General features: G+C 69.4%; 23 protein-coding genes. 13 read left to right on the forward strand and 10 right to left on the reverse strand.

Annotation, left to right across the window (positions count from 1 at the left end; all coding sequences use genetic code 11):
• Positions 1-1812, reverse strand: a complete 1812-nt coding sequence (locus ACYVIO_RS13880) for a nickel-dependent hydrogenase large subunit (RefSeq protein ID WP_460651139.1) — start codon at positions 1810-1812, stop codon at positions 1-3.
• Complete coding sequence (locus tag ACYVIO_RS13885) at positions 1809-2885, reverse strand: NADH-quinone oxidoreductase subunit B family protein (RefSeq protein ID WP_460651140.1); 1077 nt, start codon at positions 2883-2885, stop codon at positions 1809-1811. The genes ACYVIO_RS13880 and ACYVIO_RS13885 overlap by 4 nt, the downstream gene beginning before the upstream one ends.
• A 226-nt stretch (positions 2886-3111) precedes the next feature.
• Between ACYVIO_RS13885 and ACYVIO_RS13890 the strand changes: the two genes are divergently transcribed.
• The 7 genes from ACYVIO_RS13890 (at position 3112) to ACYVIO_RS13920 (ending at position 10855) form a co-directional block, all read left to right on the forward strand.
• A complete protein-coding gene (locus ACYVIO_RS13890) occupies positions 3112-3483 on the forward strand; it encodes a helix-turn-helix domain-containing protein (RefSeq protein WP_460651141.1) in 372 nt (123 codons plus the stop codon).
• Between the two features lie 140 nt (positions 3484-3623).
• Positions 3624-5936, forward strand: a complete 2313-nt coding sequence (gene hypF, locus ACYVIO_RS13895; protein WP_460651142.1) for a carbamoyltransferase HypF — start codon at positions 3624-3626, stop codon at positions 5934-5936.
• On the forward strand, positions 5927-6238 hold the full coding sequence (locus ACYVIO_RS13900; RefSeq protein ID WP_460651143.1) for a HypC/HybG/HupF family hydrogenase formation chaperone: 312 nt from the start codon (positions 5927-5929) through the stop codon (positions 6236-6238). The genes hypF and ACYVIO_RS13900 overlap by 10 nt, the downstream gene beginning before the upstream one ends.
• On the forward strand, positions 6235-7350 hold the full coding sequence (gene hypD, locus ACYVIO_RS13905; RefSeq protein ID WP_460651144.1) for a hydrogenase formation protein HypD: 1116 nt from the start codon (positions 6235-6237) through the stop codon (positions 7348-7350). Before ACYVIO_RS13900 ends, hypD begins: the two co-directional genes overlap by 4 nt.
• Complete coding sequence (hypE, locus tag ACYVIO_RS13910; RefSeq protein WP_460651145.1) at positions 7343-8425, forward strand: hydrogenase expression/formation protein HypE; 1083 nt, start codon at positions 7343-7345, stop codon at positions 8423-8425. Before hypD ends, hypE begins: the two co-directional genes overlap by 8 nt.
• Before the next feature lie 39 nt (positions 8426-8464).
• A complete protein-coding gene (locus ACYVIO_RS13915) occupies positions 8465-9613 on the forward strand; it encodes a glycosyltransferase 87 family protein (protein ID WP_460651146.1) in 1149 nt (382 codons plus the stop codon).
• Positions 9614-9649: 36 nt separating this feature from the next.
• Positions 9650-10855, forward strand: a complete 1206-nt coding sequence (locus ACYVIO_RS13920) for a glycosyltransferase 87 family protein (RefSeq protein ID WP_460651147.1) — start codon at positions 9650-9652, stop codon at positions 10853-10855.
• On the opposite strand, the gene hypB is transcribed toward ACYVIO_RS13920, so the two are convergent.
• The 5 genes from hypB to ACYVIO_RS13945 form a co-directional block, all read right to left on the reverse strand.
• Positions 10852-11646 carry a hydrogenase nickel incorporation protein HypB gene (gene hypB / locus ACYVIO_RS13925; protein WP_460651148.1) on the reverse strand — a complete coding sequence of 265 codons (795 nt, stop codon included), beginning with the start codon at positions 11644-11646 and terminating at the stop codon, positions 10852-10854. The two genes, ACYVIO_RS13920 and hypB, sit on opposite strands and share 4 nt — an antisense overlap.
• A 1-nt stretch (position 11647) precedes the next feature.
• Positions 11648-11977 (reverse strand): hydrogenase maturation nickel metallochaperone HypA/HybF, encoded by a 330-nt coding sequence (locus tag ACYVIO_RS13930; RefSeq protein WP_460651149.1) that lies wholly within the window; start codon positions 11975-11977, stop codon positions 11648-11650.
• Between the two features lie 86 nt (positions 11978-12063).
• Positions 12064-12900, reverse strand: coding sequence for a hypothetical protein (locus tag ACYVIO_RS13935; RefSeq protein WP_460651150.1), 837 nt, complete (start codon positions 12898-12900; stop codon positions 12064-12066).
• Positions 12901-12985: 85 nt separating this feature from the next.
• Positions 12986-13468 carry a winged helix-turn-helix transcriptional regulator gene (locus ACYVIO_RS13940; RefSeq protein WP_460651151.1) on the reverse strand — a complete coding sequence of 161 codons (483 nt, stop codon included), beginning with the start codon at positions 13466-13468 and terminating at the stop codon, positions 12986-12988.
• A gap of 57 nt (positions 13469-13525) precedes the next feature.
• The gene (locus tag ACYVIO_RS13945) at positions 13526-14548 is read right to left on the reverse strand and encodes a Clp protease N-terminal domain-containing protein (protein WP_460651152.1); all 1023 of its coding nucleotides are present in this window, start codon (positions 14546-14548) and stop codon (positions 13526-13528) included.
• A 156-nt stretch (positions 14549-14704) separates the two neighbouring features.
• On the opposite strand from ACYVIO_RS13945, the gene ACYVIO_RS13950 reads away from it, so the two are divergent.
• From ACYVIO_RS13950 to ACYVIO_RS13970, 5 genes are all read left to right on the forward strand, one after another.
• A complete protein-coding gene (locus ACYVIO_RS13950; protein WP_460651153.1) occupies positions 14705-16075 on the forward strand; it encodes a sensor histidine kinase in 1371 nt (456 codons plus the stop codon).
• A gap of 5 nt (positions 16076-16080) precedes the next feature.
• A complete protein-coding gene (locus tag ACYVIO_RS13955; RefSeq protein WP_460651154.1) occupies positions 16081-16743 on the forward strand; it encodes a response regulator transcription factor in 663 nt (220 codons plus the stop codon).
• A 116-nt stretch (positions 16744-16859) separates the two neighbouring features.
• On the forward strand, positions 16860-18467 hold the full coding sequence (locus ACYVIO_RS13960; RefSeq protein WP_460651155.1) for an N-acetylmuramoyl-L-alanine amidase: 1608 nt from the start codon (positions 16860-16862) through the stop codon (positions 18465-18467).
• Positions 18464-19657, forward strand: coding sequence for a SpoIID/LytB domain-containing protein (locus ACYVIO_RS13965; protein ID WP_460651156.1), 1194 nt, complete (start codon positions 18464-18466; stop codon positions 19655-19657). The genes ACYVIO_RS13960 and ACYVIO_RS13965 overlap by 4 nt, the downstream gene beginning before the upstream one ends.
• Positions 19658-19749: 92 nt before the next feature.
• The gene (locus tag ACYVIO_RS13970; protein ID WP_460651157.1) at positions 19750-20931 is read left to right on the forward strand and encodes a glycoside hydrolase family 76 protein; all 1182 of its coding nucleotides are present in this window, start codon (positions 19750-19752) and stop codon (positions 20929-20931) included.
• Between the two features lie 58 nt (positions 20932-20989).
• Here ACYVIO_RS13970 and ACYVIO_RS13975 read toward each other — a convergent pair whose 3' ends face one another.
• From ACYVIO_RS13975 to ACYVIO_RS13985, 3 genes are all read right to left on the reverse strand, one after another.
• On the reverse strand, positions 20990-21874 hold the full coding sequence (locus ACYVIO_RS13975) for a peptidylprolyl isomerase (protein ID WP_460651158.1): 885 nt from the start codon (positions 21872-21874) through the stop codon (positions 20990-20992).
• Between the two features lie 66 nt (positions 21875-21940).
• Complete coding sequence (locus ACYVIO_RS13980) at positions 21941-22873, reverse strand: SMP-30/gluconolactonase/LRE family protein (RefSeq protein ID WP_460651159.1); 933 nt, start codon at positions 22871-22873, stop codon at positions 21941-21943.
• A gap of 31 nt (positions 22874-22904) precedes the next feature.
• Positions 22905-23798 carry an SMP-30/gluconolactonase/LRE family protein gene (locus ACYVIO_RS13985; protein WP_460651160.1) on the reverse strand — a complete coding sequence of 298 codons (894 nt, stop codon included), beginning with the start codon at positions 23796-23798 and terminating at the stop codon, positions 22905-22907.
• Between the two features lie 57 nt (positions 23799-23855).
• Here ACYVIO_RS13985 and ACYVIO_RS13990 point away from each other — a divergent pair, with 57 nt between their 5' ends.
• Positions 23856-24299, forward strand: coding sequence for an Lrp/AsnC family transcriptional regulator (locus tag ACYVIO_RS13990; RefSeq protein ID WP_460651161.1), 444 nt, complete (start codon positions 23856-23858; stop codon positions 24297-24299).
• The last annotated feature ends 25 nt before the right edge of the window (positions 24300-24324 follow it).

A 24324-nucleotide genomic window follows, 5' to 3' on the forward strand; every position in this document is an offset into this window, starting at 1 on the left:
TCAGTACGGCTTCACCGCGAGGGTGGGCGAGTGCAGATGGGTCTTCTCCCGCCCGTTGCCGACGAACATGTGCACCCCGCACGGCAGGCACGGGTCGAAGCTGCGGACCGCCCGCATGATGTCGATCCCCTTGAACTTCTCCGGCGGGTTCTCCTCGAAGATCGGCGTGTTCTGGACCGCGTCCTCGTACGGGCCCGGTGTGCCGTAGCTGTCCCGGACGCTGCCGTTCCACGGCGTCGGCGGGTACGGGTGGTAGTTCGCGATCTTGCCGTCGCGGATCACCATGTGGTGCGACAGCACGCCGCGGACCGCCTCGGTGAACCCGCACGAGATCGCGTCGTCCGGGACCTTGAACGGCGTCCAGGTCTCGGTCCGGCCGGCCCGGACCTCGGCCACCGCCTTCTCGCAGAAGTGCAGCGCGAGCGCGGCGGCGTACGCCTGGAAGTAGGTCCGCGCGCGGTTGCGCTCCAGCGCGTTGCTCCACCGCGGGATCTTCCACTCGTACTCCGTGGCCGGCTTCAGCGCCGTCCGCGGCAGCTGGATCTTCACGCTCTGCCCGGTCGCCTGCACGTAGTCGGTGTTGACCAGTCCGGACAGCGCGGTCGACCAGAGCCGGGCGAGCGGGCCGCCGCCGGTGTCGAGCGCGAGGTGGTCGGTGCCGTCGAACCAGCGCGGCGACATCGTCCAGCTGTAGGCGCCGGAGAAGTCGCGCTTCTGCGGCTTGGGGATCGTGTGCTGGTTCCACGGGTGCCGGACGTCGATCGGGTTGCCCAGCGAGTCCTTGTCGACGAACTTCTCGTGGCCGCCGCCGGCCCAGTCGTCGTAGAACGAGCTGCCGAGCAGGATCCGCAGGCCGAGGTTGATGTCCATCAGGCTGTTGGTGACCAGCTTGCCGTCCACGACGATGCCCGGCGTGACGAACATCCGCCTGCCCCAGGCCTCCATGTTCTCGTACTTGAAGTCGCAGATCGCCGGGTCCTGCAGGCTTCCCCAGCAGCCGAGCAGGATCCGCCGCTCGCCGACGTGCTCGTACCCGGGCAGGGCCTCGTAGAAGAAGTCGAACAGGTCGTCGTGCAACGGCACGACCTTCTTCATGAACTCGATGTAGCGCATCAGCCGGGTCAGGTAGTCGGTGAACAGCTGGATCGTCGCGACCGTACCCACCCCGCCGGGGTACAGCGTGGAGGGATGCACGTGCCGGCCCTCCATCAGGCAGAACATCTCCCGCGTGTAGCGGCTGACGTGCAGCGCCTCGCGGTAGAAGTCGCCCTCCAGCGGGTTCAGCGACCGCATGATGTCGCCGATCGTCTTGTACCCGTGGTCGCCCGCGTGCGGCGCCTCGGTCCGGTTCGCCAGCTCGAGTACGCCGGGGTTGGTCTCCTTGACCATCCGCTCGCAGTAGTCCACCCCGACCAGGTTCTCCTGGAAGATGTTGTGGTCGAACATGTACTCCGCGGCCTCGCCGAGGTTGACGATCCACTCGCCGAGATGCGGCGGCGCGACGCCGTACGCCATGTTCTGCGCGTAGACCGAGCAGGTGGCGTGGTTGTCGCCGCAGATGCCGCAGATCCGGCTGGTGATGAAGTGCGCGTCGCGCGGGTCCTTGCCCTTCATGAAGATGCTGTAGCCACGGAAGATCGACGACGTGCTGTGGCACTCCTCGACCGTCTTGGTCTTGAAGTTGACGTTGGCGTAGATGCCGAGGCTGCCGACGATCCGGGTGATCGGGTCCCAGGCCATCTCGACGACGTCGGAGCTCTTGCCCGCGTCCGGTTCCAGGTGCTCGCCGATCTTCGGTTCGGTGGTGGTCATGGCTGCCGCACCTTCTCGTAGCCGGTGGTCAGGTTCGGGCCCGGGTGCCGCCACTTGGGCTCTTTGTTCTTCTGGTGCTGGGAGATCTTGCGCAGCCGCCGGATGACGGTGCCGTAGACCGTGCTGGCCGCGGTCGAGATCCGGGCGCCGGTGGGCTCGTCCATGAACGGCATGAACTTGTCCGGGAAGCCGGGCATCGTGCAGGCGATGCAGATCCCGCCCACGTTCGGGCAGCCGCCGACGCCGTTGATCCAGCCGCGCTTCGGGACGTTGCAGTTGACCACCGGTCCCCAGCAGCCCAGCTTCACCAGGCACTTGGGGGATCCGTACTCCTTGGCGAAGTCGCCCTGCTCGTAGTACCCGGCGCGGTCGCAGCCCTCGTGCACGGTCGCGCCGAACAGCCACTGCGGCCGCAGTTCGGCGTCCAGCGGGATCATCGGCGCCTGGCCGGCCACCTGGTAGAGCAGGTAGACGAGCGTCTCGGACAGGTTGTCGGGATGGATCGGGCAGCCGGGCACGCAGACGATCGGCAGGCCCGCCTTGGACTTCCAGTTCCAGCCCAAGTAGTCCGGGACTCCCATCGCGCCGGTCGGGTTGCCCGCCATCGCGTGGATCCCGCCGTACGCCGCACAGGTGCCGACGGCAACGACCGCGGTGGCCTTCGGCGCCAGCCGGTCCAGCCACTCCGACGTCTTCATCGGCTGGCCGGTCGCCGGGTTGTTGCCGAAGCCGGCCCAGTAGCCCTCGGACTTGATCGCCTCGTTCGGGATCGAGCCCTCGACCACCAGCACGAACGGCTCCAGCTCACCGCGGTCGGCCTTGTGCCACCACTCGATGAAGTTGTCCGCGCCGGTCTCCGGCCCGCACTCGAAGTCGATCAGCGGCCAGTGCACCGCGATCTTCGGAAGTCCCGGCAACGCCCCGAGCACGATCTCCTCGATGCTCGGCTGGGTGGCCGCGGTGAGCGCGACCGAGTCGCCGTCGCAACTGAGCCCACCGTTCATCCAGAGGATGTGCACGACACCCTCGTCGGCCTCCTGCTGCGCCTGCTCGGGTTCCAGGGTCGTCGACATCGTCCGGGCCTCCTCGTCACAGGGAGTTCCCTTCGGAGGCTACGTCGCCACCGCGCACCGGGACAGACACTTGTGTCGGATATTAATGGCACTGTCGGGAAATCCCGGATTCCCCGATTTCCTGACATTCCTTGGTGCTTAGGCAATCCTAATTCACGCGATTTCCACTGGTGCCGGTGCGGGGGCTACGGTTGGGCATCGGACCACCCCTGAGGACCGTGCTGCGATGTCTGAGCTCCCGCCGGGGGACGCCGACCCCGGTCTGTACGTCGCGCCGGTGTTCGTCGTCTCCCACACCTTCCCGGACAGCGGTTCTTTCGTCGTCACGGTGCGGATCTTCCCTGACGGCGTGGAGGTCGAGGTGCTGCACGCAGGAGCGGTGCACCGCCTCGGGACGTCGCCTCGGGTGGGGGACGAACCGTTCGCCGCGTGGCTGGAGAACGTGCTCACCCGGCAGGGGTTGTCGCAGGAGGCGGCCGCGCAGCGGGTCGGGGTGTCGGTCCGGACGATCAGCCGGTGGTTGCACGGCGATACCGAGCCACGGCTGCGCGACCTGCGCCGGGTGCACGCCGTTTTCGGTCCGCCGGCCGCCGGATAACGGACCCCGGTATTCCGGAATTGTTCCGCACTGGTGCCTGTCCGCGTCCGGGTCTACGCTGCGGAAATAGTCCGTCGATGACCGATTTCGCCATCTGCGATCGGCCTGCACCAGGTAATTCCTGACAATTCCATCGGCAGGTGGTGGGTGCCACGGCTGCGCAGGGTTCCCGGCTCCGGGTCCGGATCACCGTGTCCGGCGTGGTCCAGGGCGTCGGCTTCCGGCCGTTCGTGTACGCCCTGGCGCGGGAGCTCGGGCTGTCCGGGCAGGTGGCGAACACGGCGGCCGGCGTGGTCGCCGAGGTCGAGGGCGCGCCGGAGGCGGTGAGAGCCTTCGGGCGCCGGGTCGGGGCGGACGCGCCGCCGTTGGCGGTGGTGGAGTCGGTGGGGTGCGAGGAGGTGCCGGCGCGGGGCGGCACTGTCTTCGTCATCCAGGACTCCACCGGCGGGACCGGCCGGACGCTGGTCTCGCCGGATGTTGCCCAGTGCAACGACTGTGCAGGCGAGCAGGACGATCCGGCCGACCGCCGGTACCGGCACCCGTTCGTCACCTGCACGAACTGCGGGCCGCGCTTCACGATCATCACCGGGCTCCCGTACGACCGGCCGGCCACGACGATGGCCGGGTTCCCGCTCTGCCCGGACTGCGCGCGCGAGTACGCCGATCCGGCCGACCGCCGGTTCCACGCACAGCCGATCGCGTGCCCCGCCTGCGGGCCGCGGCTCAGCTTCCTGCGGCCGGGCGCCGACCCGTCGTACGACGAGAGCGCGCTGGCCGAGGCGCACCGAGTGCTGATCGACGGAGGGATCCTCGCGGTCAAAGGGATCGGGGGGTTCCACCTGGTCTGCGACGCGGGCGACTCGGCGGCTGTGGCAATGCTCCGCAAGCGCAAGGATCGCGGCGACAAGCCGTTCGCGGTGATGGCGGCGGACCTGGAGACCGCGCGGCAGATCGCGATGATCGGGCCGGCCGAGGAGGCGTCGCTCACCGGGCACCAGCGCCCGATCGTCCTGCTCCGCCGTACCGCGTGCCCGGCCGTCACCGTGGAAGTCGCACCGGGCAACCCGGATCTGGGCGTGATGCTGCCGTACACGCCGTTGCACCGGCTGCTCTTCGACCAGCCCGGGCCGACCGTGCTCGTGATGACCAGTGGGAACGTGTCGGGCGAACCGATCGTGATCGACGACGCCGAGGCGCTCGATCGCCTGGCGCCGCTGGCGGACGCGTGGCTCGGGCACGACCGGCCGATCCACGTGCCGTGCGACGACTCCGTCGTACGGGTGGTCGACGAGGTGGAGCTGCCCGTACGACGGTCGCGCGGCTATGCGCCGTTCCCGGTCGCGCTGCCGTTCCCGGTGCGTCCGGTGCTGGCGGTCGGCGGGGATCTGAAGAACACGTTCGCCGTCGCCGACGGGCGCTACGCCTGGTTGTCGGCGCACGTGGGGGACATGGACGATCTCGCGACGTTGGCCGCCTTCGAGCGGGCGGAGCAGCACCTCGAGCAGTTGACCGGCGTACGGCCGGAGATGCTGGTGGCGGACAAGCATCCGGCGTACCGGTCGCGGCAGTGGGCACAGTTGCACGCCGACGGGCGGCCGGTGGTCGGCGTACAGCATCATCACGCGCATCTGGCGTCGGTGCTCGCCGAGCACGGGTACGACGACGGGCCGGTGATCGGCTTCGCCTTCGACGGGACCGGGTACGGGGACGACGGCGCGGTCTGGGGCGGCGAGGTGCTGCTCGCCGACTACGCCGGGTTCGAGCGGTACGGCCACCTGGCCTACGTTCCCTTGCCCGGTGGGGATGCGGGGGTCCGGAATCCCTGCCGGATGGCGCTGGCGCATCTGCACGCGGCCGGCGTCGAATGGGATCCGCGGTTGTCGGCGGTCCAGGCCTGCACGGGGGAGGAACTGGACCGCCTGGCGCTGCAGCTGGATCGGAACCTGGCGTGCGCGCCGACGTCGAGCATGGGCCGGCTGTTCGACGCGGTGTCGTCGCTGGCCGGGGTGTGTCATCGGGCCGGGTACGAGGCGCAGGCCGCGATCGAGCTGGAAGGCGTCGCGCTGGGTGCGCCGTCCGGCAAGGCCTACGGTTTCCGTTGTGGTGAAGGGGTGATCGACCCGGCGCCGGTGCTCGCGGCCGTCGTACGGGATGTTGTCGACGGGCTGCCGCCCGCGGTGATCGGGGCTCGGTTCCATCAGGGGCTGGTCGACGCGATGGTCGAGATCGCCGAGCAGGTCCGGGCCGCGCGCGGGTTGTCGACGGTCGCGCTGTCCGGCGGGGTGTTCGTCAACCAGTTGTTGCTGTCAGCAAGTAGCCGGGCGCTGCACGCGGCCGGCTTCGCCGTACTGCGGCACCGGAAGGTACCGCCGACCGATGCCGGGATCGCGCTCGGTCAGCTGGCCGTCGCGGCCCGCGTTCCCGTACCGAAGGAGGAAGCAGCATGTGTCTAGCGGTTCCGGGACGGGTCGTGGAGATCCGGGAAGAGGACGGCACGCGGATGGGAATGGTGGACTTCGGCGGCGTGCTGAAGGACGTCTGCCTGGCCTACCTGCCCGACCTGGAGGTCGGTGAGTACACGATCGTGCACGTCGGCTTCGCGTTGCAGCGCCTCGACGAGGAGTCGGCGCAGCAGTCGCTGGCGCTGTACCGGCAGCTGGGCGCGCTGGAGGAGGAGTTCGGGGACCACTGGGGACTTGCGGCGCAGCAGGCCGGGGAACGGCGGCCGCCGGGGACAGAGGAGACGATGTCATGAAGTACTTGGCCGAGTTCAGTGATCCGGTGCTGGCGAAGAAGCTGGTCGACCAGATCCACGCCACCGTCACGAAGCCCTGGGCGATGATGGAGGTCTGTGGCGGGCAGACCCACACGATCGTGCGGCACGGGATCGACCAGCTGCTGCCGGACGGCGTCGAGATGATCCACGGGCCGGGCTGCCCGGTCTGCGTGACCCCGCTGGAGATCATCGACAAGGCGCTGGAGATCGCGTCCCAGCCCGGCGTGATCTTCTGCTCGTTCGGCGACATGCTGCGGGTGCCGGGCAGCGGCCGCGACCTGTTCCGGATCAAGAGCGAGGGCGGCGACGTCCGGGTGGTCTACTCACCGCTGGACGCGCTGCGGATCGCGAAGGACAACCCGGACCGCGAGGTGGTGTTCTTCGGGATCGGCTTCGAGACGACGGCGCCGCCGAACGCGATGACGGTGTACCAGGCGAAGAAGCAGGACATCGCGAACTTCAGCCTGCTGGTCTCGCACGTCCGGGTGCCGCCGGCGATCTCGGCGATCATGGAGTCGCCGAACTGCCGGGTGCAGGCGTTCCTCGCGGCCGGGCACGTGTGCAGTGTGATGGGAGTGTCGGAGTACCCGCCGCTCGCCGCGAAGTACCAGGTGCCGATCGTGGTCACCGGGTTCGAGCCGCTGGACATTCTGGCGGGGATCCTGCGCACGGTAACGCAGTTGGAGCGTGGCGAGCACGTGGTCGAGAACGCGTACCGGCGTGCGGTCACCGACGAGGGCAACACGGCCGCTCAGGCGATGCTCGAGGATGTCTTCGAGACGACGGATCGTGCTTGGCGAGGGATCGGGATGATCCCGCAGAGCGGCTGGCGACTGTCCGAGCGGTATCGCGCGTACGACGCGGAGTACCGGTTCCACGTGCGCGACATCGCGACCGAGGAGTCCACTGTCTGCCGCAGCGGCGAGGTGCTGCAGGGGCACATCAAGCCGCACGAGTGCGAGGCGTTCGGGACGCTGTGCACGCCGCGGAACCCGCTGGGCGCGACGATGGTCTCGAGCGAAGGCGCCTGTGCGGCGTACTACCTCTACCGCCGGCTGCAGACGCCCGAGGTGGTGAGCTCCGTTGGCTGAGCAGGTGATGCTTCCGGATCCCGCGATGCCGAACTTCGACGGGTGGACCTGCCCGCTGCCGCTGCGCGACCACCCGGCCGTGGTGATGGGACATGGTGGCGGTGGGCAACTGTCTGCCGAGCTGATCGAGCACCTCTTCGTCCCGGCCTTCGCGAACCCGTTGCTGGAGGGGATGGCCGACTCCGCCGTGGTCACGCTCGGCGGCGCCCGGCTCGCGTTCTCCACCGACTCGTTCGTCGTGCAGCCGTTGTTCTTCCCCGGCGGCAGCATCGGGGACCTCGCGGTCAACGGCACCGTCAATGACCTGGCCATGTCGGGCGCGCAGGCGGCGTACCTGTCCTGCGGGTTCATCCTGGAGGAAGGCGTCGAGCTGTCCGTCGTCGGCCGGATCGCGGAAGACCTCGGTACGGCGGCCCGCCGGGCCGGCGTGATCGTCGCGACCGGCGACACCAAGGTCGTCGACTCCGGCCACGGCGACGGCGTCTACGTGAACACCGCCGGGATCGGTCTGGTCCCCGACGGCGTCGACATCCGCCCGCAGCGCGCCGTACCGGGTGATGTCGTGATCGTCAGCGGGATGATCGGCGTGCACGGAATCGCGATCATGAGCGTGCGGGAGGGCATCTCGTTCGGCACCGAGGTGGTCAGCGACTGCGCCCCGCTGAACGGGCTGGTCGCCGCGATGCTCGACGTCACGCTCGACCTGCACGTCCTGCGCGACCCGACCCGCGGTGGCGTCGCCACGTCCCTCAACGAGATCGCCAAGGCGGCCGGCGTCGGCATCGAGCTGACCGAGAGCCTGCTCCCGATCCCCGAGACCGTCGCCAATGCCTGCGCCTTCCTCGGCCTCGACCCCCTGTACGTCGCCAACGAGGGCAAACTGCTCGCCGTCGTCGCCCCGGAGGACGCCGACGCCGTACTCGCTGCGCTCCAAGCCCACCCGCTGGGTGTCGACGCCGCCGTCATCGGCGAGTGCGTGCCGGACCACCCCGGCATGGTCGTCACCCGCACCACCTTCGGCGCCACCCGCGTCGTCGACACCCCGATCGGAGAACAACTGCCCCGCATCTGCTGAGGTCAGGAGGTCACCCGGTCCGGCGGTATCGTTCGCTGCGTGCGGGGGAACTGGCGGTGGGCTGCGGCTGCGGTCGTGTGTGTTGCCGCGTGCATCGTTCTCCCGCTGCTGTGGCGACACTCGATGGTGGATCTGAAGGTCTACCGGCTCGGCGGCGAGACGCTGCTGGACGACGCTTCCGCCTTGTACGACGTACGGCTGGGCGGGACGCCGTTGCCGTTCACCTACCCGCCCTTCGCGGCCGTAGTGATGGTGCCGTTCGCGCTGGTGCCTTGGCCGGTCGCCGCGGTGGGGTGGACCGCGATCACGTTGGCTGCCCTGGTCGCGGTCTGGCGGCTGTGCGTTCAGGCGCCGTCGGCCCTGCTGCTCGGGCTCGTCGCCGGATCCCTCCTGCTGGAACCGGTCCGGGAAACGCTCGGTTTCGGGCAGATCAACCTGATGCTGTGCGCCCTGATCCTGTACGACGTCCTGAACCGCAAGCACCCCGCACGCGGGATCTGGATCGGTGTTGCCGCAGGCATCAAGCTCACGCCGCTGGTCTTCTTCGGGCTGCTCGTCGTCACCCGCCAGTGGAAGGCGCTGGGGTACGCGACCGCAGGGTTCGCGGCGACCGTGCTGATCGGCTTCGCGGTCACGCCGCACGCGGCCGCGACGTACTGGACCTCGCTGGTCTCCGACGCCACCCGGGTCGGCGGACTTGCCTTCTCCAGCAACCAGTCCTGGAACGGCTTCCTTGTCAGGATCCAGGGCGACCTGGACGGCGGCGGCCCCGTCTGGCTCGTGCTCGTCGCGCTGACCGCCCTCGCCGGTCTGTACTTCTGCCGGGTCCTCTGGGACCAGGGCGACCGGCTCGCGGCCGTCTCCGTCTGCGGACTCCTCGGGCTGCTCTGCTCGCCGGTCTCCTGGAGCCATCACTGGGTCTGGTGCATTCCGCTCGGCGTCGCGCTCCTGCAACGCCTGAACGGTCAGGTAAAAGTTGCCGTCGGCATCTTGTGGTTCACGGTCTTCGCCGTCGCGCCGATCTGGTGGCCGCCGAACCACGAGAACCACGAACTGGAGTGGACATTCGCAGATCAACTGGCCGGTAACGCCTATCTGATAGCCGCGACTCTGGCTGTTGTTGCTCTAGTCACCTATTCGGTGAAAAGTTCCCGACACGCCGTGACATCAAGCTGCCAGTCGGTCTAGCCCGGTCTGACCCTGGCGGGCTGTCACTCTCAACGGGTGAGTACGGGGATCCTGGGGGACCCGGTCAAGCGCCGCTGGTGGCTGACCGTGGGAGTTTGTGTTGCCGTCGGCATCCTTTTGCCGTTCGTCTGGGACCACACCGGTGCGGACCTGAAGGTCTACCGGCTCGGTGGTTCGATGGTGCTCGACGACCCGTCGTCGCTGTACGCGGCGCGGATGCGCGACATCTCGATGCCGTTCACCTACCCGCTGTTCGGCGCGATGGTGATGGTCCCGGTCGCGGTGATGCCCTGGCCGGTCGCGTACGGCCTGTCGATCGCGGTCTCGCTGTTCGCGGTCGTGGTGATCTGGCGGCTGTGCCTGTCCCGCCTCCCGCTGGCGGCATCGTGGGGCCCGGCCGGACTGATCGCCGTCAGCGCCGCGTCGCTGCTGGTCGAACCGGTCCGCGAGACCCTGTCGTACGGACAGATCAACCTGATCCTCTGCGCGCTGATCCTGTACGACGTACTGGAGGTCCGCCGCCGCCCGCGCCGCGGCATCTGGCTCGGCATCGCGGCGGGCATCAAGCTCACGCCGCTCGTCTTCTTCGGGATGCTCGTCGTCACCCGGCAGTGGCGCGCGCTCGCGCACGCGTCGGCGGCGTTCGCCGTGACCGTGCTGGCCGGGTTCCTGATCGCGCCGTCAGCAGCCTGGGAGTACTGGACGAAGCTGCTGTCCGACACCAGCCGGATCGGCGGGCTGGCCTATTCGGGCAACCAGTCCTGGAACGGTTTCCTGATCCGCGTCAGCGGTGACATGGACGGCGGTGGCCTGGCTTGGAAGGTCGTCGTCCTGCTGACGGTCGTCGCCGGTCTCTGGCTGACCCGCGTCTTGTGGTTGCGCGGTGAACGACTCGGCGCCACCGCGGTCGCCGGCATGATCAGCCTGCTCTGCTCACCGGTGTCGTGGAGCCACCACTGGGTCTGGATGATCCCGCTCGGCGTCGCGCTGCTCACCGGCACGCGGGCCGGCCGGCGGTTCCCGGCGTACACGGCCGCGGTCTGGTTCGGGCTGATGATGCTCGCGCCGATCTGGTGGGTCCCGCGACGCGGCAACCGGGAGCTCGACTGGAACATGCTGGAGCAGGTGCTGGGCAACGCCTACCTCTGGCTCGCCCTCACCGCCGGCATCCTGCTGGCCGCCGGCGGCCGACTGAAGAAGGTGCCGTCGGCAACGGTTGTTCGGGAGGAAGTGCCCGGTTAGAGGGCGTCCAGCCAGTCGTACCAGGTCTGCATGCCGGTGCCCTTCGTAGCTGAGACCTGCAGGACTTGCGCGCCGGGGCGGACCTCCTCGATCAGCCGCAGGCAGAGGTCGACGTCGAAATCGACGTACGGGAGCAGATCGACCTTGTTCAGCAGCACGAGGTCGGCGGTGCGGAACATGTACGGGTACTTGGCCGGCTTGTCGGCGCCCTCGGTGACCGAGATGATCACCACCCGCGCGGCCTCGCCCAGATCGAACAGCGCCGGACAGACCAGGTTGCCGACGTTCTCGACGAAGACCAGCGAGCCGTCCGGCGGCTCCAGTCGGGTCAGCCCGGAGGCGAGCATCTGCGCGTCCAGGTGACAGCCCGCGCCGGTGTTGATCTGGACGACCTTGCTGCCGGTCGCGCGGATCCGCTCGGCGTCGTACAGGGTCTCCTGGTCGCCCTCGATCACCAGCGCCTGACGGCGGTCGCCGATCGCGCGGATGGTGTGCTCCAGCACGGTGGTCTTGCCCGAGCCGGGGGAGCTCATCAGGTTGACCGCGGCGATGCCGTGCTCCTGCAGGCGGTGCCGGTTGGCGGCGGCGAGCGCGTCGTTCTTGGCGAGGATGTCCTGCTCCAGCAGGACGGTCCTGGTCTCCGGCGCGGTCAGCTCCTCGACGTGCCCGTGACCGTGGCCATGGCCGTGCCCATGCCCATGACCGTGCTCGTCGTCGTGCTGGTGGTCGTGCACGACGGTCAGGCGGGTCCCGGCGCCGTCCGGTTGGCCGCAACCGCAGGTGCTGCACATGTCAGGGCACCTCCACCGAGATGATTCTCAGTTGCTCGCCACTGAGGATGTCGAGGTCCGCACTGCCGCACGGGCACAGCAGGATCGGCTCGTCGAGGCCGAACTCGTCACCGCACGTTCGACAGTACGCCCGCCCCGACGGCTCGTCGATGTCCAACCGGGCGCCCTGCAGGCCGGTGCCCTGCGCGACCACCTCGAAGCAGAACCGCACCGAGTCGGCCACGATGCCGGACAGCTTGCCGATCTCCAGCCGTACGGCGGCGACCGGTCCGTCGCCGATCTTCTCGACGATCGCATCGACAACGCTCTCCGTAACGGCGAGCTCGTGCATCTCTCGACGCTAGGCGCGTCCACGACCCACGGCAAGACAACGGCCCCCGGGAGCAGTGCTCCCAGGGGCCGTCGGTGCTGCTGAACTCAGAAGTCGAAACCGCCGAAGTCGCCGAAGTCGCCGCCGCCCATGTCGCCGCCGCCCGGGTCCTCGCTGAAGTCGAAGCCGCCGCCGTCGCCACCGTCGCCGCCCATGTCGCCGCCGCCGTCACCGCCGTCGAAACCGCCGCCGGCCATGTCGCCGTACCCGCCGCCGGCGAACATGCCGCCGAGCATCGTGCCGATGAACATGCCGGTCATCACGCCACCCAGCGCACCGAACATGCCCTGCGCGTACGGCGCGTACGCCGGTCCGGCCTGCCAGTACGGGACGCGCTGCGGGCCGACCATCACCTTGCGGATGTCCGGGTCGGCACCGGCGCGGACGCGCTCGGCGTCCGCGGCGCAGGCCGGGACCTCGCGCGGCGCGCCGCCGGCCGGGGACCAGGTGACGTCCTCGACGGACGGGCCGTGCTGCGGGTTGAAGAAGCAGGACGGACGACGCTGCGGGAGCGGCTCGTTGTTGACCCGGGCGCGCACGCAGGCCATCGCGTACCGGCCGTCCTCGAGGATCTCGATCACGTGCTTGATCTGGTCGGCCGCGGTGACCTGGGCGACCGCCGACTTCGCGGACTCGTAGGAGTCCAGCGCGCGCTGGTAGTCCTGCCGGGCGCCGTCGCCGAGGTCCTTGCCCACCATGTCCAGGTCGAGGTCCTGCAGTTCCTCACCGAACTTGGTGATGTCCTCGTCGGCGGTGCGCTTGACCGACTCGAGCTCGGCCGAGGTCACCTCGTCCCGCTGCTTGGTCTGCAGCTGGGTCCGGCGGTAGGAGCGGTAAGCCAGTACTGCGATCACGACCACCGCGATCAGCAGAATCAGTTCCATGACGTGCCTTCCTCGACGTGCCCTCTAAGGGGTGCAGTGGGTCGAGCCTACCGAGTCGGTCCAATTCTCCTGCGTGAACAGGTGTTCACCGCTCGTCGTACCGCTCCCGCATCGCCCGGCTCGCGGCCGGGCCGGAGGTGAACACGTAGCGTGGCCCGTCCACCGGCTGCCCGGTGGCCCGATCGACCAGCACCGGCTCGACCTCTTCACCGGTCTCGGAGTCGATCAGGATCATCGTCCGCTCGGCCGGCGCGAGCCGCTCGTTGCCCCAGGCGGCCAGCGCGACGATCACCGGCCGCAGCGACCGGCCCAGCTCGGTCAGCACGTACTCGTAGCGAGCCGGACGGTCCTGGTACTGCCGCCGTTCCAGCAGCCCGTCGTCCACGAGCGTCTTCAGTCGCGTGGTCAGCATGCTGGAGGAGATCTTCAGGTTCCGCTGGAACTCGTCGAACCGCGTGAACCCGTCGAAGGCGTCGTGCAGGATCAGCAGCGTCCACCACTCGCCGACGTGCCGCGCGGTCGTCGACAACGGGCAGGACAGATCCTCGAGCCGGAACTGGTTCCGCATCCACATCCCCTCACTTCGATTTCCGAAGCCAGTCTAGGACGGCGGCCACCCGACACCTCAGGTCCGGTCGGCGTACCCGGCGGCCGCCAGCAGATCGGCCACCGGGCCGTCCTGCTCCTCGAGCAGTGCGGTCACGAGGTGCGTCGTTCCGATCCGTGGCGCGTTCTCCCCGGATGCGAGCAGTTGAGTTCGCAGCCGGGCCCGCTTGGCCGATCCGTCGGCCGGCAGCGTTGGCCCGAGGGGCTGGGGCGGGTCCACCACCGCGGCGCCGAGCACCGTCTCGAGCTGGATTCCCCGGGCGGCCAGGATCGCGGCGCCGGTGTCCACGGCCGTCGCCTGGTCGCACCTGGCCTGGGTCACCAACCGTTCGAGCGACAGGACCCCGAGCAGCAGGTCGGCCGAGTCGACCGCGGCTCTGCCTCGCCGTACGGCCTGACGCCGGGCCTCCATCCCCACTCCGAACAGCATCGGCGACTCGCGGCCCTTCAGCCGCTTCACCACCCACCTGGTGATCCCGTGGCCGTGGGCGCCGGACCTGCGCAAGACGTCCTGGGCCGCCTCCTGCGGCGAGGTCCCGGCCGCGGGGTCGAGTGCCGCGGCGACGGTGTCGTGGTCGACGCCCCGCAGCCGAAGAGCCTCGGCCGCGCGGGATCCGGGCAGGTCCAGGAGCGCCAGCAGGAAGTGCGACGGCGTCACGACGGGTCCGGCGGCGTGGACGAGCGCCCCGCGCAGGCACTCGCGCAAGGCGGGTGTCGCCGGCGTCGACGCAACCTCCCGCTTCCGCCGCCGCGAGTCCGCTTCGCGCAGTACGGCGGAGACGATGCGATCCGCGGCCGCATCAGGCCTGCCCGCGACACTGTCACTGCTGATCCACTCGGCCGGGTCGAAGGCCGCGATCGTGCCCATCAAGGCGCCGGCGTCGTTCGACCCCGGAGCCAGTGCCTTCGCGGTCGGCGTCTCCGCGTCCAGCAAGGCGAACAGCAGGTGCTCGGTCCCGGTCGCGGGGTGCCCGAGGCGGACCGAACGGGCGAGGGCCTGGGACAGCATGCGGACGGCTTCGGTGGTGTGGTCGATCTCCATGCCACGACGCTAACCAGCCGGTCGCCTGCGCCGCGCCTGCCGATCGGGCTCGTATCATGGCCGATCGGACAGCATCGCGAGCCGATCGGCACTGGTGTCCGGCCGGAGCAGCCGCCAAGAATCGCCTAGGTCAGCCGACCCACCGATGGAGTTCCCATGCCGACGGCCCCGCATCTGGCCGAACTGCGCGACGAGTTGCGCGCCGTGCCGCGAGCGGTCGTCGTGCGCGAGTCCGTACTGGTGGTTCTGGTGGCCGGTGCCGGATTGGTCCCGATCGCCATCGGTGGGCCCGATCCGGTCCTGACCGTGGTCGTGGTGCTGGCCAGCAGCGTGCTGTTGCTGCTGCGGTCCCGCCGGCCGTTGTTCGCCCTGCTCGGCACGGCGCTGCTGTGCTTCCTGCCGGTGTTGTCGCCGGCGCTGAGTGGGTCGTTGATCGCCTTCACCGCCGGCCGCCAGGTCCGTCCGCGGTGGCGTTTGTGGCTTGCCGTCGGGGCGACGGTCGCGATCACTCTGGCCGCCGGTCTGGTGTCCGAGGAACAAACGGACGAGGTCGGGCCGGGCCCGCTGGTCGCCGTCGGGGTGATTTCGGCCCTGTTCCTGATCGCCGTACCGGCACTGGCGGGTGTCCTGCTCGGCCACCGACGGCCGGAGACCCGGCTGCTGCGTGACCGCAACCAGTACCTCGAGCGGTCGCGATCACTGGCGGGCGCGCAGGCGCGGGCGGTCGAGCGGACCCGGATCGCGGGCGAGATGCACGATCTGCTCGGCCACCGGCTCAGCCTGATCTCGCTGCACGCGGGCGCCCTGGAACTTGCCGTCGGCAAGGATGCGCCCCAGCTGACCGGGCAGGCCGAACTGCTCCGCACCACGGCGAGCACCGCGCTCGTCGAGCTGCGGCAGATCCTCGGTCTTCTGCGGGTCTCGTCCTCACCCGCCGGTGACCTGCCCGACGGCCTCGGGTCGCACACCGGGACGCGGGCCGACCTCGCCGTACTGGTGGACGCGTCGCGGCGGGCAGGCATGGAGGCGGAGCTCGTCTGGACCGGCTCGGACCTGACCGAGGCCGATCCCCGCACCCGGTACGCCGTACACCGGGCGGTGCGCGAAGGCCTGACGAACGTCCATCGGCACGCTCCCGGCGCGCACTCCGTGGTCGAGGTGCTCCCGATCGGCGACAGGGTCCGGGTCACGATCTCGAACAGCCCGGGGACGGCGTCGCGGCATGCACCGGGAACCAGGCGCGGCCTGGCCGGACTGGACGAACGCCTTGCCCTGCTGGGCGGTTCTCTCCGAGCAGGTCCCACTCCGGCGGGTGGCTTCGGCCTGATCGTCGAGCTGCCGGTGCATCCCCTCGGCCCGGTGCCGGAACTCGATCTGCCGGCACCTGGCGACGAGCCACCGGTGGTGGACAACGCGGAGATCCTGACGGTGCCGAGGCTGCTGGGAACGGGTTGTCTGGCGCTGCTGCTCGGAGTTCCCGTCGCGGCCTCGCTGGTGCTGGTGGTGATCGCGTTCGTCGTAAGGTAGGCCGGGTGATCCGGGTGCTGCTGGCCGACGACGAGGCGCTGCTGCGCGCCGGCGTCCGGATGATCCTCGAGCACGCGCCCGACGTCGAGGTGGTCGCCGAGGTCGCGGACGGCGTCGCCGCCGTACGGGCCTGTCAGGAGCATGCCGTCGACGTTGCCCTGCTGGACATCCGGATGCCGGGCGGCGACGGTCTCACCGCGGCGGCCGAGCTCGCGCGGCGGTTTCCGGCCACTCACGTGGTGGTGCTGACGACGTTCGGCGAGGACCGGTACGTCGCGGAGGCGCTCGCTGCCGGTGCCGTCGGGTTCCTGCTGAAGGACATCGGACCGGCCGACCTGATCCACGCTGTCCAGGTCGCCGCCCGTGGCGAGTCGGTCCTGGCGCCCTCGATCGTCCGCAGACTGGTCGAACGCCACCTGGTGTCGGCCGAACGCGGCTCCGCGGCCGCGCGGCTGGCGCCCCTCACCCCGGCCGAGCGGGACGTGCTGCGCCAGGTCGGCAGCGGCGCGTCGAATGCCGACATCGCCGCCGCTCTCTACCTCGGTGTCGGCACGGTGAAGGCCCACATCAGCAGGATTCTCACCAAGCTCGACTGCGACAACCGCGTCCAGGCAGCGATCCTCGCGCACGAGGCCGGCCTGCTCACCGAACGGGCCGCGGGCAACTAGGGCGTGCCGCCGGGACACGCCACGCAGGGTGACGGGAATCCCGGAGATCCGATCACTCTTTGCGCATAATCGGACACGGCTGCTCATCAGCGGACAGAACTGCCGGAGGCTCTCCGATGCGTGTGACCACAACCTTGCGCCTGACCCTGACCGCGGTGACGGGGCTTGCCCTGTTCGTTCCGGTGATCAACGTCCCGTGGAACGATCCCGCGCCGGCTGATGCCGCGCCGGCCTCGGCGTACGACGTCGAGCCGTCGTACCGGGAACTGCCGTTGCGGCAGGCGACCGGGACGAAGGTGGCGAGCGCCTCGGCGCAGACGCAGACGTTCGGGATGGTCGGGGTGACCTGGCCGGCCCGGAAGAGCACGGCCGACGTCGAGGTGAAGATCCGCGTCCAGCGCAACGGCACCTGGGCGGCCTGGGAACGGCTGACCGTCGAGGACGAGCACGGCCCGGACGGTGCCGAGGGCAAGCAACGATCCGGCACCGAGCCGATCTGGGTCGGGACGGCGGACGGTGTCGAGGCGGCGGTGACCACCACCGACGGTACGACGGTGCCGGACGCGAAGGTGATCCTGATCCAGCCAGGATTCCGGGCCGCCGACAACGATCCGCCGACCACGCCCGAGCAGCCGATCGAGCCCGAGGCCAGTCGCGCGCCGTACGGAATGCCGCGGATCGTCGGGCGGCCGGGCTGGGGTGCCGACGAGAAGCTGCGGTCGCACAACGGCGCCGCCTGCGCGAAGCCGAAGTACACCAGCACGGTGCAGGCCGCGTTCGTGCACCACACCGCGGACACCAACAACTACACCAGCGCGCAGGTCCCGGCGATGATCCGCGGGATGTACACGTACCACGTGAAGAGCCGCGGCTGGTGCGATCTCGGCTACAACTTCCTGGTCGACAAGTTCGGCCGCGCCTGGGAGGGCCGGTACGGCGGGATGCAGCTGCCGGTGCTCGGCGCGCACACCGGATCGTTCAACGCGAACTCCTTCGGCGTCTCGCTGATCGGCAACTTCGACAAGGTCGCGCCGACCGCCAAGATGATGGAGATGACGGCCCGGATCGTCGCCTGGAAGCTGGACGCGAACTACCGCTCCCCGCTGGCCACGGTGATCCTCGACGGCAGCAAGCTCGGCACGGTCTCCGGTCACCGCGACACCAAGGCGACCGCGTGCCCGGGCAAGAACCTGTACTCCAAACTCGGTTGGCTGAAGCAACGAGTGAACGCGCTGATGGGCAAGAGCGTCTCCACCGAGATCTACCGGCGGGCGCAGCAGCACGGCGGATATCGCGCGATCGGGCAACCATTCTGGGGCGAGCATCCGACGAAGACCGGCAGGGCGACGTACTTCGGTGTCCTCGACATCTACTGGTCCGCGCGCACCGGCGCGTGGTCCGCACGCGGCGGCTTCAAGGCGCAGTTCCGCAAGATCGGGCCGGACGGGTTCCTCGGGATGCCGACCGGTGAGCAGCGCAACGGTCGCGTCAGCGGCAGCCGGTTGCAGCCGTTCCGCAACGGCGGGCTCTACTGGTCGCCGAAGACCGGCATGTTCCCGGTCGCCGGGCTGATCTCCCGCAAGTACGGCGCGCTCGGTGCGGAGGGTTCGCGGCTCGGCCTGCCGACCTCGGGGATCTACAAGGTCAACGGTGGCCAGCAGCAACGGTTCCAGCACGGCAAGCTCACCGCGAGTACTCGCACGCAGAAGGTCTACGTCTCGTGAAACCCCGCATCGGACGACGCAGCATCGTTGTGGCTCTGGTGGCGGCGACCTTGCCGAGTGGAGTGGCGGTCGCGCACGAGGGCGCCGCGCCGCCTGAGGCCGAGGCGACCCAGACGATCACTGGCCGTGGCTTCGGCCACGGTCGCGGCATGTCGCAGTACGGCGCGCAGGGCGCGGCCCTGGCCGGCAAGAACGTCAAGCAGATCCTCGACTTCTACTACCCCGGTACGGCGGTCGGCAAGGCCACCGGGACAGTCCGGATCCGGATCACCGCGGACAACACCGACGGCGTCCGGGTGCACTCGGTCAGCGGGCTCAAGCTGCGCGACCTGAAGACCAACAAGGTCTACACGTTGCCCGTAGCAACCAACCGCAACCAGTGGTCGATCGACCCGCACGGCGAGCACGGCACGCAGGTCCGCTCGTTCGACGCGAAGAAGCGGACCTGGTCGCTGTGGCGGACCTTGAGCGGTACGGCGCAGTTCGAGGGGCCGGCCGTGATCGGGCTCGTCCTGCCGAGCGGAGCCCAGGCCAAGTACCGCGGGGCGATCCGGGCCGCCGATGTCGGTGGCGCGCACCTGGACACGATCAACGTGCTGCCGCTGGAGACCTACCTGCGCGGGGTCGTTCCGCGCGAGGCGATCACCAGCTGGCGGCCGGCCGCGTTGCAGGCCCAGTCCGTTGCCGCGCGCACCTATGCGGCGTACCACCGCAAGCGCGCTGGGAGCCGGGTCTACGACCTGTGCGACACGATCTCCTGCCAGGTGTACGGCGGCTACTCGTCGGAGAAGACGTCGACCAACGCGGCGATCGCGGCCACGGCCGGGCAGATCCGGCTGTACCGGAACACCCCGATCATCGCGGAGTTCTCGTCCTCGAACGGCGGCGCGACGACGGCCGGCACGGTCGCGTACCAACTGGCCAAGGCGGACAGCTGGGACGCGTACCCGGGCAACAAGAACCCGAACGTCACCTGGTCGACGACGCGGACGGCCGCGCAGCTGCAGGCCGCCTTCGGGGTCGGCAAGCTGAAGGGCGTCTCGATCAGCCGGCGGACCGGGCTCGGGCCGAACGGCGGCCGGGTGACCCGGGTGGTCGCGACCGGCGCGGCCGGGACGCGTGCGTTCACCGGCGATCAGGTGCGGGCGAACCTGCATCTGAAGTCGGCCTGGTTCGTCTTCGGCAGTTGATATACCAATAACCGACCTCTTGACGCTGTGCTCCCGCGCCGGTTAGAACGTGACATCGATGTCAGTCGCAGCCGCCCCTGAAGGAGTGCTCGATGCGCAGAAGAATTGGTATATCAACTAAAGCCTTCTCCGGCCTGCTGGCGGTGGCGCTGGTCAGCGCCCTGCACGCACCCGGCGCCGAGGCTGCCCCGGCAGGCGAGCAGACGGGTGGACATCCCGGCAGCGCCGCGGCGCGCGCCAACACGTCGTACCAGGCTCTGAACAAGTACTTCGCTGCCGGACCGGGGCTGCTGCTGGAGGAGTACCCGAACGAGCAGCAGAACCCGTACTCGTACGTCTGGCCGTACTCGCAGGGCGCGGTCGCGGCGGAGAACCTCGCGGGCATCCCCGGCTCGGGCCGGAAGGCGGCCGCGGAGGCGGAGCGGCGACTGGACGGGTACAAGCCGTACTGGAACGCCGGTACGACGCCGAAGGGCTACGACTCCTACCTGCGGCCGCCGCTCGGCCAGGGCGGCGACAAGTTCTACGACGACAACGAGTGGATCGGGCTGAACCTGATCCAGCACTACCAGCGGACTGGTGACCGCTCGTCGTTGAGTCGGGCGAAGGAGATCTTCGGTCTCGTCGTGCACGGCTGGGACACGGACCCGGCGCACCCGTGCGCGGGCGGCGTCTACTGGACCCAGGCACCGTGGAGCCAGGACCGGAACACGATCTCGAACGGCCCGGGCGCGGAGCTCGGCGCGCACCTGTACCTGCTGACGCGGGACACGTCGTACCTGACCTGGGCGAAGAAGATGTACGAGTGGGCGCGGACCTGCATGCTCGCGCCGAACGGTCTGTACTGGGACCACATCGACCTGGCCGGCACCGTCGAGAAGACCCAGTGGAGCTACAACCAGGGCGTGATGCTCGGCGCCGGAACCCTGCTGTACAAGGCGACCGGGCAGAAGCGCTACCTGAACGAGGCGAAGGCGTTGGCGAACGCGTCGCTGGCCTTCTACGGCAGCGAGGACCGGCTCTGGAAGCAGCCGACCCGCTTCAACGCGATCTGGTTCAAGAACCTGCTGATCCTGGACTCGGTCTCCTACGACCCGCGCTACACCGCGGTGATGAAGGCCTACTCGGCCCGCGCCTGGTCCGAGGTTCGTGACCCCGCCACCGGCCTGTTCCACTTCGCCGACGGCCCGGTCCAGCTCCTCGAGCAAGCCGGCATGGTCCAGGTCGACTCCCTGCTCGCCTGGCCCCGCAGCCGCTACAACAAGCTGGCCTGACGAAGGCAGCCCCTGGGTCCGCCTTGCGGCGGGCCCAGGGGCTGAGTTCTGTTCGGGGCTAGTTCTTCGACGCCGTGACGGCGGCGGTGATCTTGACCTCGGTGGCGGGCTTGCCGTCGCCGGGGGCGCTGTCCTGGCTCGGGACGACGCCGGCGTTGGCGACCTTGTCGACGGCCTTCAGGCCGGCGGCGTCGAGGGTGCCGAAGGCCGTGTACGCCGGGTCGAGGCCGGAGCCGTCGCCGTACACGATGAAGAACTGGCTGCCGTTGGTGTTCGCGCCGGAGTTGGCCATCGCGAGCGTGCCGCGGCCGTACTTCAGCTCGGGGAAGACCTCGTCCTTGAAGCTGTAGCCGGGACCGCCGCGACCGTCGCCGCCCGGGTCGCCGCACTGCAGGACCTGCAGGCCCTCGCCGACGGTGAGCCGGTGGCAGACGGTGTTGTCGAAGTACTTCTGGTTCACCAGGCTGACGAAGCTGTTGACCGTGCAGGGCGCGAGCGCGCTGTCCAGGGTCAGTCCGAGGTCGCCGACGCTGGTCTTGAGCGTGACGTCCGTCGTACCGCTGGCCTTGACCTTGCCGTTGGCCGGCGCGTTCACCTTCTTCGCCGCCGGACCGCCCTTGGTGTAGCTGCAGTCCACCTCGGCCGGCAGCGCGGTCGGCCGCTTCAGCGGCGCCGCGAGCGCGGTCGGGATCGAGACCGGCTTGTTGCCCGGACCGGCGTCCGACGGCAGCGAGGTCGGGGCCGTGTCGCCCGCGACCGGAGTCTCCTTGCTACCGGTGTTCGCCGCGATCAGGACGACACCGACGATCACGACGACGACAGACACGATCGCCGCGATGGTGATGCCGAGCATCCGCCGCTGCTTGGCCCGCTCGGCTGCCCGCTCCGCCTGCCGCTGCGCCTTGCGCGCCGCGAGCTGCTGCTCGTGGGTCTTCTTGGACATCGCACTCCTCACCTGGAACGGGCCAACGCTGCAGGGAACCTACAACCAAACCCTGAGAAACACCTGTTAACTGCGCGGGTCGTACGCCTCGGGGCCGCCGTTGGCGTTCACGTAGAGGGAGTAGAGCGACGTCGTCGCGGTCAGGAACAGGCGGTTGCGCTTGGCACCGCCGAAGCAGAGGTTGGAGACGATCTCGGGCACGAGCAGCTTGCCGAGCAGGGTCGCGTCGGCGTCGTACACGTGGACGCCGTCGGCGGCCGCGCCCCAGACCCGGCCGGCGGTGTCGAGGCGGATCCCGTCGAAGGCGCCGTTGCCGCACTCGGCGAAGACCTCGCCGCCGGACAGCGCCGTACCGTCGTTCACCACGTCGAAGACCCGGATCGTGGCCTCCTCGGTGTCGGAGATGTACAGCTTCGAGCCGTCGGCGGAGAAGACCAGCCCGTTCGGCCGGTCGAAGTCGTCGGCGACCTTGGTGATCGCGCCGTCCGGAGCGATCCGGTAGACGTGGCAGCCCTCGGTCTCGATCTCCGCCTGGTGGCCTTCGTAGTCACTGTCGATCCCGTACGCCGGGTCGGTGAACCAGACCGAGCCGTCGGGCCGGACCACCACGTCGTTCGGGCTGTTCAGCCGGTGCCCTTCGTAGCCGTCGGCAAGGACGCGGACGGACCCGTCGTGCTCGGTCAGGGTGACCCGGCGGTTACCGTGCTCGCAGCTGACCAGACGGCCTTCCTGGTCGCGGGTGTGCCCGTTGGTGTTGCCGGCCGGCTCGCGGTAGGCCGAGACCTGGTATGACGTCTCGTCCCAGCGCAGGATCCGGTCGTTGGGGATGTCGCTGAACAGCACGTACCGGCCCTGCGGCGAGTAGACCGGTCCCTCCAGCCAGCGCCCGCCGGTCCACAGGCGCTCAAGGTGTTTGTCCCCCAGCGGACCGTTCCACCGATCGTCGAGCTTCTCCCAGACAGCGGGAACAGTTCCGGCCAGCGGCTCGAGCAGGGACATCCGCACTCCTCACGATCGGGTGACAGCGTGGTCACCCGTGATCGTACGGCGGTCGCGCCCCGTCCGTCGTGATCAGCCAGGACCAGACCGAGGTCGTCGCGGTGACGAACAGCCGGTTCCGCTTCGGGCCGCCGAAGCAGAGGTTGGACACGATGTCGGGCAGCAGCAGCTTGCCGAGCAGCGTGCCGTCCGGGTCGAACACGTGCACGCCCTCGTGGGTGGCGGCCCAGACCCGGCCCTCGGCGTCCAGCCGGATCCCGTCGAACATCCCCGCCGTGCAGGGCGCGAACACGTCGCCGCCGGTCAGCCCGTCGTCCTTCACGTCGAACCGGCGGATGTGCTTCTCCGGGGTGTCCACGACGTACAGCTGCGTCTCGTCGCGCGAGAAGGCCAGGCCGTTCGGCCGGACGAAGTCGTCGGCGACCACGGTCAGCTCGCCGTTGGGGGAGATGCGGTAGACGTGGCAGCCGTCGAGCTCCTGCTCGGCGCGGTGGCCCTCGTAGTTCGAGGTGATGCCGTACGGCGGGTCGGTGAACCAGATCGAGCCGTCGCGCTTCACCACCACGTCGTTCGGGCTGTTCAGTCGTCGGCCGTCGAGGTGTGACGCGAGGACCGTCAGCGAGCCGTCGTGCTCGGTCCGGACGACCTGGCGGTTGCCCTGGGAGCAGCTGATCAGCCGGCCCTGGGCGTCGAGGGTGTTGCCGTTGACGTAGCCGGACGGCTGGCGGAAGACGCTGACCTGGCCGGACTGCTCGTCCCAGCGCAGCATCCGGTCGTTGGGGATGTCGCTGAACACCAGACTGCGCCAAGCGGGCACGTAGACGGGCCCCTCCAGCCAGCGGCCGGCGTCGTACAGGCGTTCCAGGTACTCGTCGCCGGCGATCTTGGTGAACCGCTCGTCGAGCGTGACTAGCTCTGCTTTCATTGAATGGCCTCCTGCTAAAGTTCTAATCGACAGGATCAGATTCGGCAAGGGGCTTCGATGACTGTAGATGATGTCGACCGGCGGTTGCTCGGGCTGCTGCAGGAGGATGCGACGCAGTCGTACGCCGTACTGGGTGAAGCTGTCGGGCTGTCCGCGGGAGCCGCGCACGAACGGGTGCGGAAGCTGAAGGCGGCCGGGGTGATTCGGCGGACGACGGTCGAGGTGGATCCGGCGGCGCTCGGACATGGGGTTCTGGCGTACGTGATGCTCGACAGCAACGCCTGGATGGGCGACCAGCAGGCCGCGCTGGAGGCGATCCCTGAAGTCGAAGAGGCGCACATCGTCGCCGGCCCGGCATCCGTGCTGGTCAAAGTGCGCACCGGAAGCACGGAAGCGCTCCAGGCCACCCTGCGTGCTCTCCACCAGGTGGACGGTGTGACCAGCACTCAGACAGTCGTCGTGCTGGAGTCCTTCTTCGAGCGCCCTCCTGCCGTGGTGTGACCCACAAACCGCCCTCCCGGTGAGT

Source organism: Kribbella endophytica, assembly GCF_054781295.1.

Coding starts and splice junctions, on each gene's coding strand:
- ACYVIO_RS13880 (WP_460651139.1), bottom strand. CDS start 1,812: ATGACCACCACCGAACCGAAGATCGGCGAGCACCTGGAACCGGACGCG.
- ACYVIO_RS13885 (WP_460651140.1), bottom strand. CDS start 2,885: ATGTCGACGACCCTGGAACCCGAGCAGGCGCAGCAGGAGGCCGACGAG.
- ACYVIO_RS13890 (WP_460651141.1), top strand. CDS start 3,112: ATGTCTGAGCTCCCGCCGGGGGACGCCGACCCCGGTCTGTACGTCGCG.
- ACYVIO_RS13900 (WP_460651143.1), top strand. CDS start 5,927: ATGTGTCTAGCGGTTCCGGGACGGGTCGTGGAGATCCGGGAAGAGGAC.
- hypD (WP_460651144.1), top strand. CDS start 6,235: ATGAAGTACTTGGCCGAGTTCAGTGATCCGGTGCTGGCGAAGAAGCTG.
- hypB (WP_460651148.1), bottom strand. CDS start 11,646: ATGTGCAGCACCTGCGGTTGCGGCCAACCGGACGGCGCCGGGACCCGC.
- ACYVIO_RS13930 (WP_460651149.1), bottom strand. CDS start 11,977: ATGCACGAGCTCGCCGTTACGGAGAGCGTTGTCGATGCGATCGTCGAG.
- ACYVIO_RS13935 (WP_460651150.1), bottom strand. CDS start 12,900: ATGGAACTGATTCTGCTGATCGCGGTGGTCGTGATCGCAGTACTGGCT.
- ACYVIO_RS13940 (WP_460651151.1), bottom strand. CDS start 13,468: ATGCGGAACCAGTTCCGGCTCGAGGATCTGTCCTGCCCGTTGTCGACG.
- ACYVIO_RS13945 (WP_460651152.1), bottom strand. CDS start 14,548: ATGGAGATCGACCACACCACCGAAGCCGTCCGCATGCTGTCCCAGGCC.
- ACYVIO_RS13950 (WP_460651153.1), top strand. CDS start 14,705: ATGCCGACGGCCCCGCATCTGGCCGAACTGCGCGACGAGTTGCGCGCC.
- ACYVIO_RS13960 (WP_460651155.1), top strand. CDS start 16,860: ATGCGTGTGACCACAACCTTGCGCCTGACCCTGACCGCGGTGACGGGG.
- ACYVIO_RS13970 (WP_460651157.1), top strand. CDS start 19,750: ATGCGCAGAAGAATTGGTATATCAACTAAAGCCTTCTCCGGCCTGCTG.
- ACYVIO_RS13975 (WP_460651158.1), bottom strand. CDS start 21,874: ATGTCCAAGAAGACCCACGAGCAGCAGCTCGCGGCGCGCAAGGCGCAG.
- ACYVIO_RS13980 (WP_460651159.1), bottom strand. CDS start 22,873: ATGTCCCTGCTCGAGCCGCTGGCCGGAACTGTTCCCGCTGTCTGGGAG.
- ACYVIO_RS13985 (WP_460651160.1), bottom strand. CDS start 23,798: ATGAAAGCAGAGCTAGTCACGCTCGACGAGCGGTTCACCAAGATCGCC.
- ACYVIO_RS13990 (WP_460651161.1), top strand. CDS start 23,856: ATGACTGTAGATGATGTCGACCGGCGGTTGCTCGGGCTGCTGCAGGAG.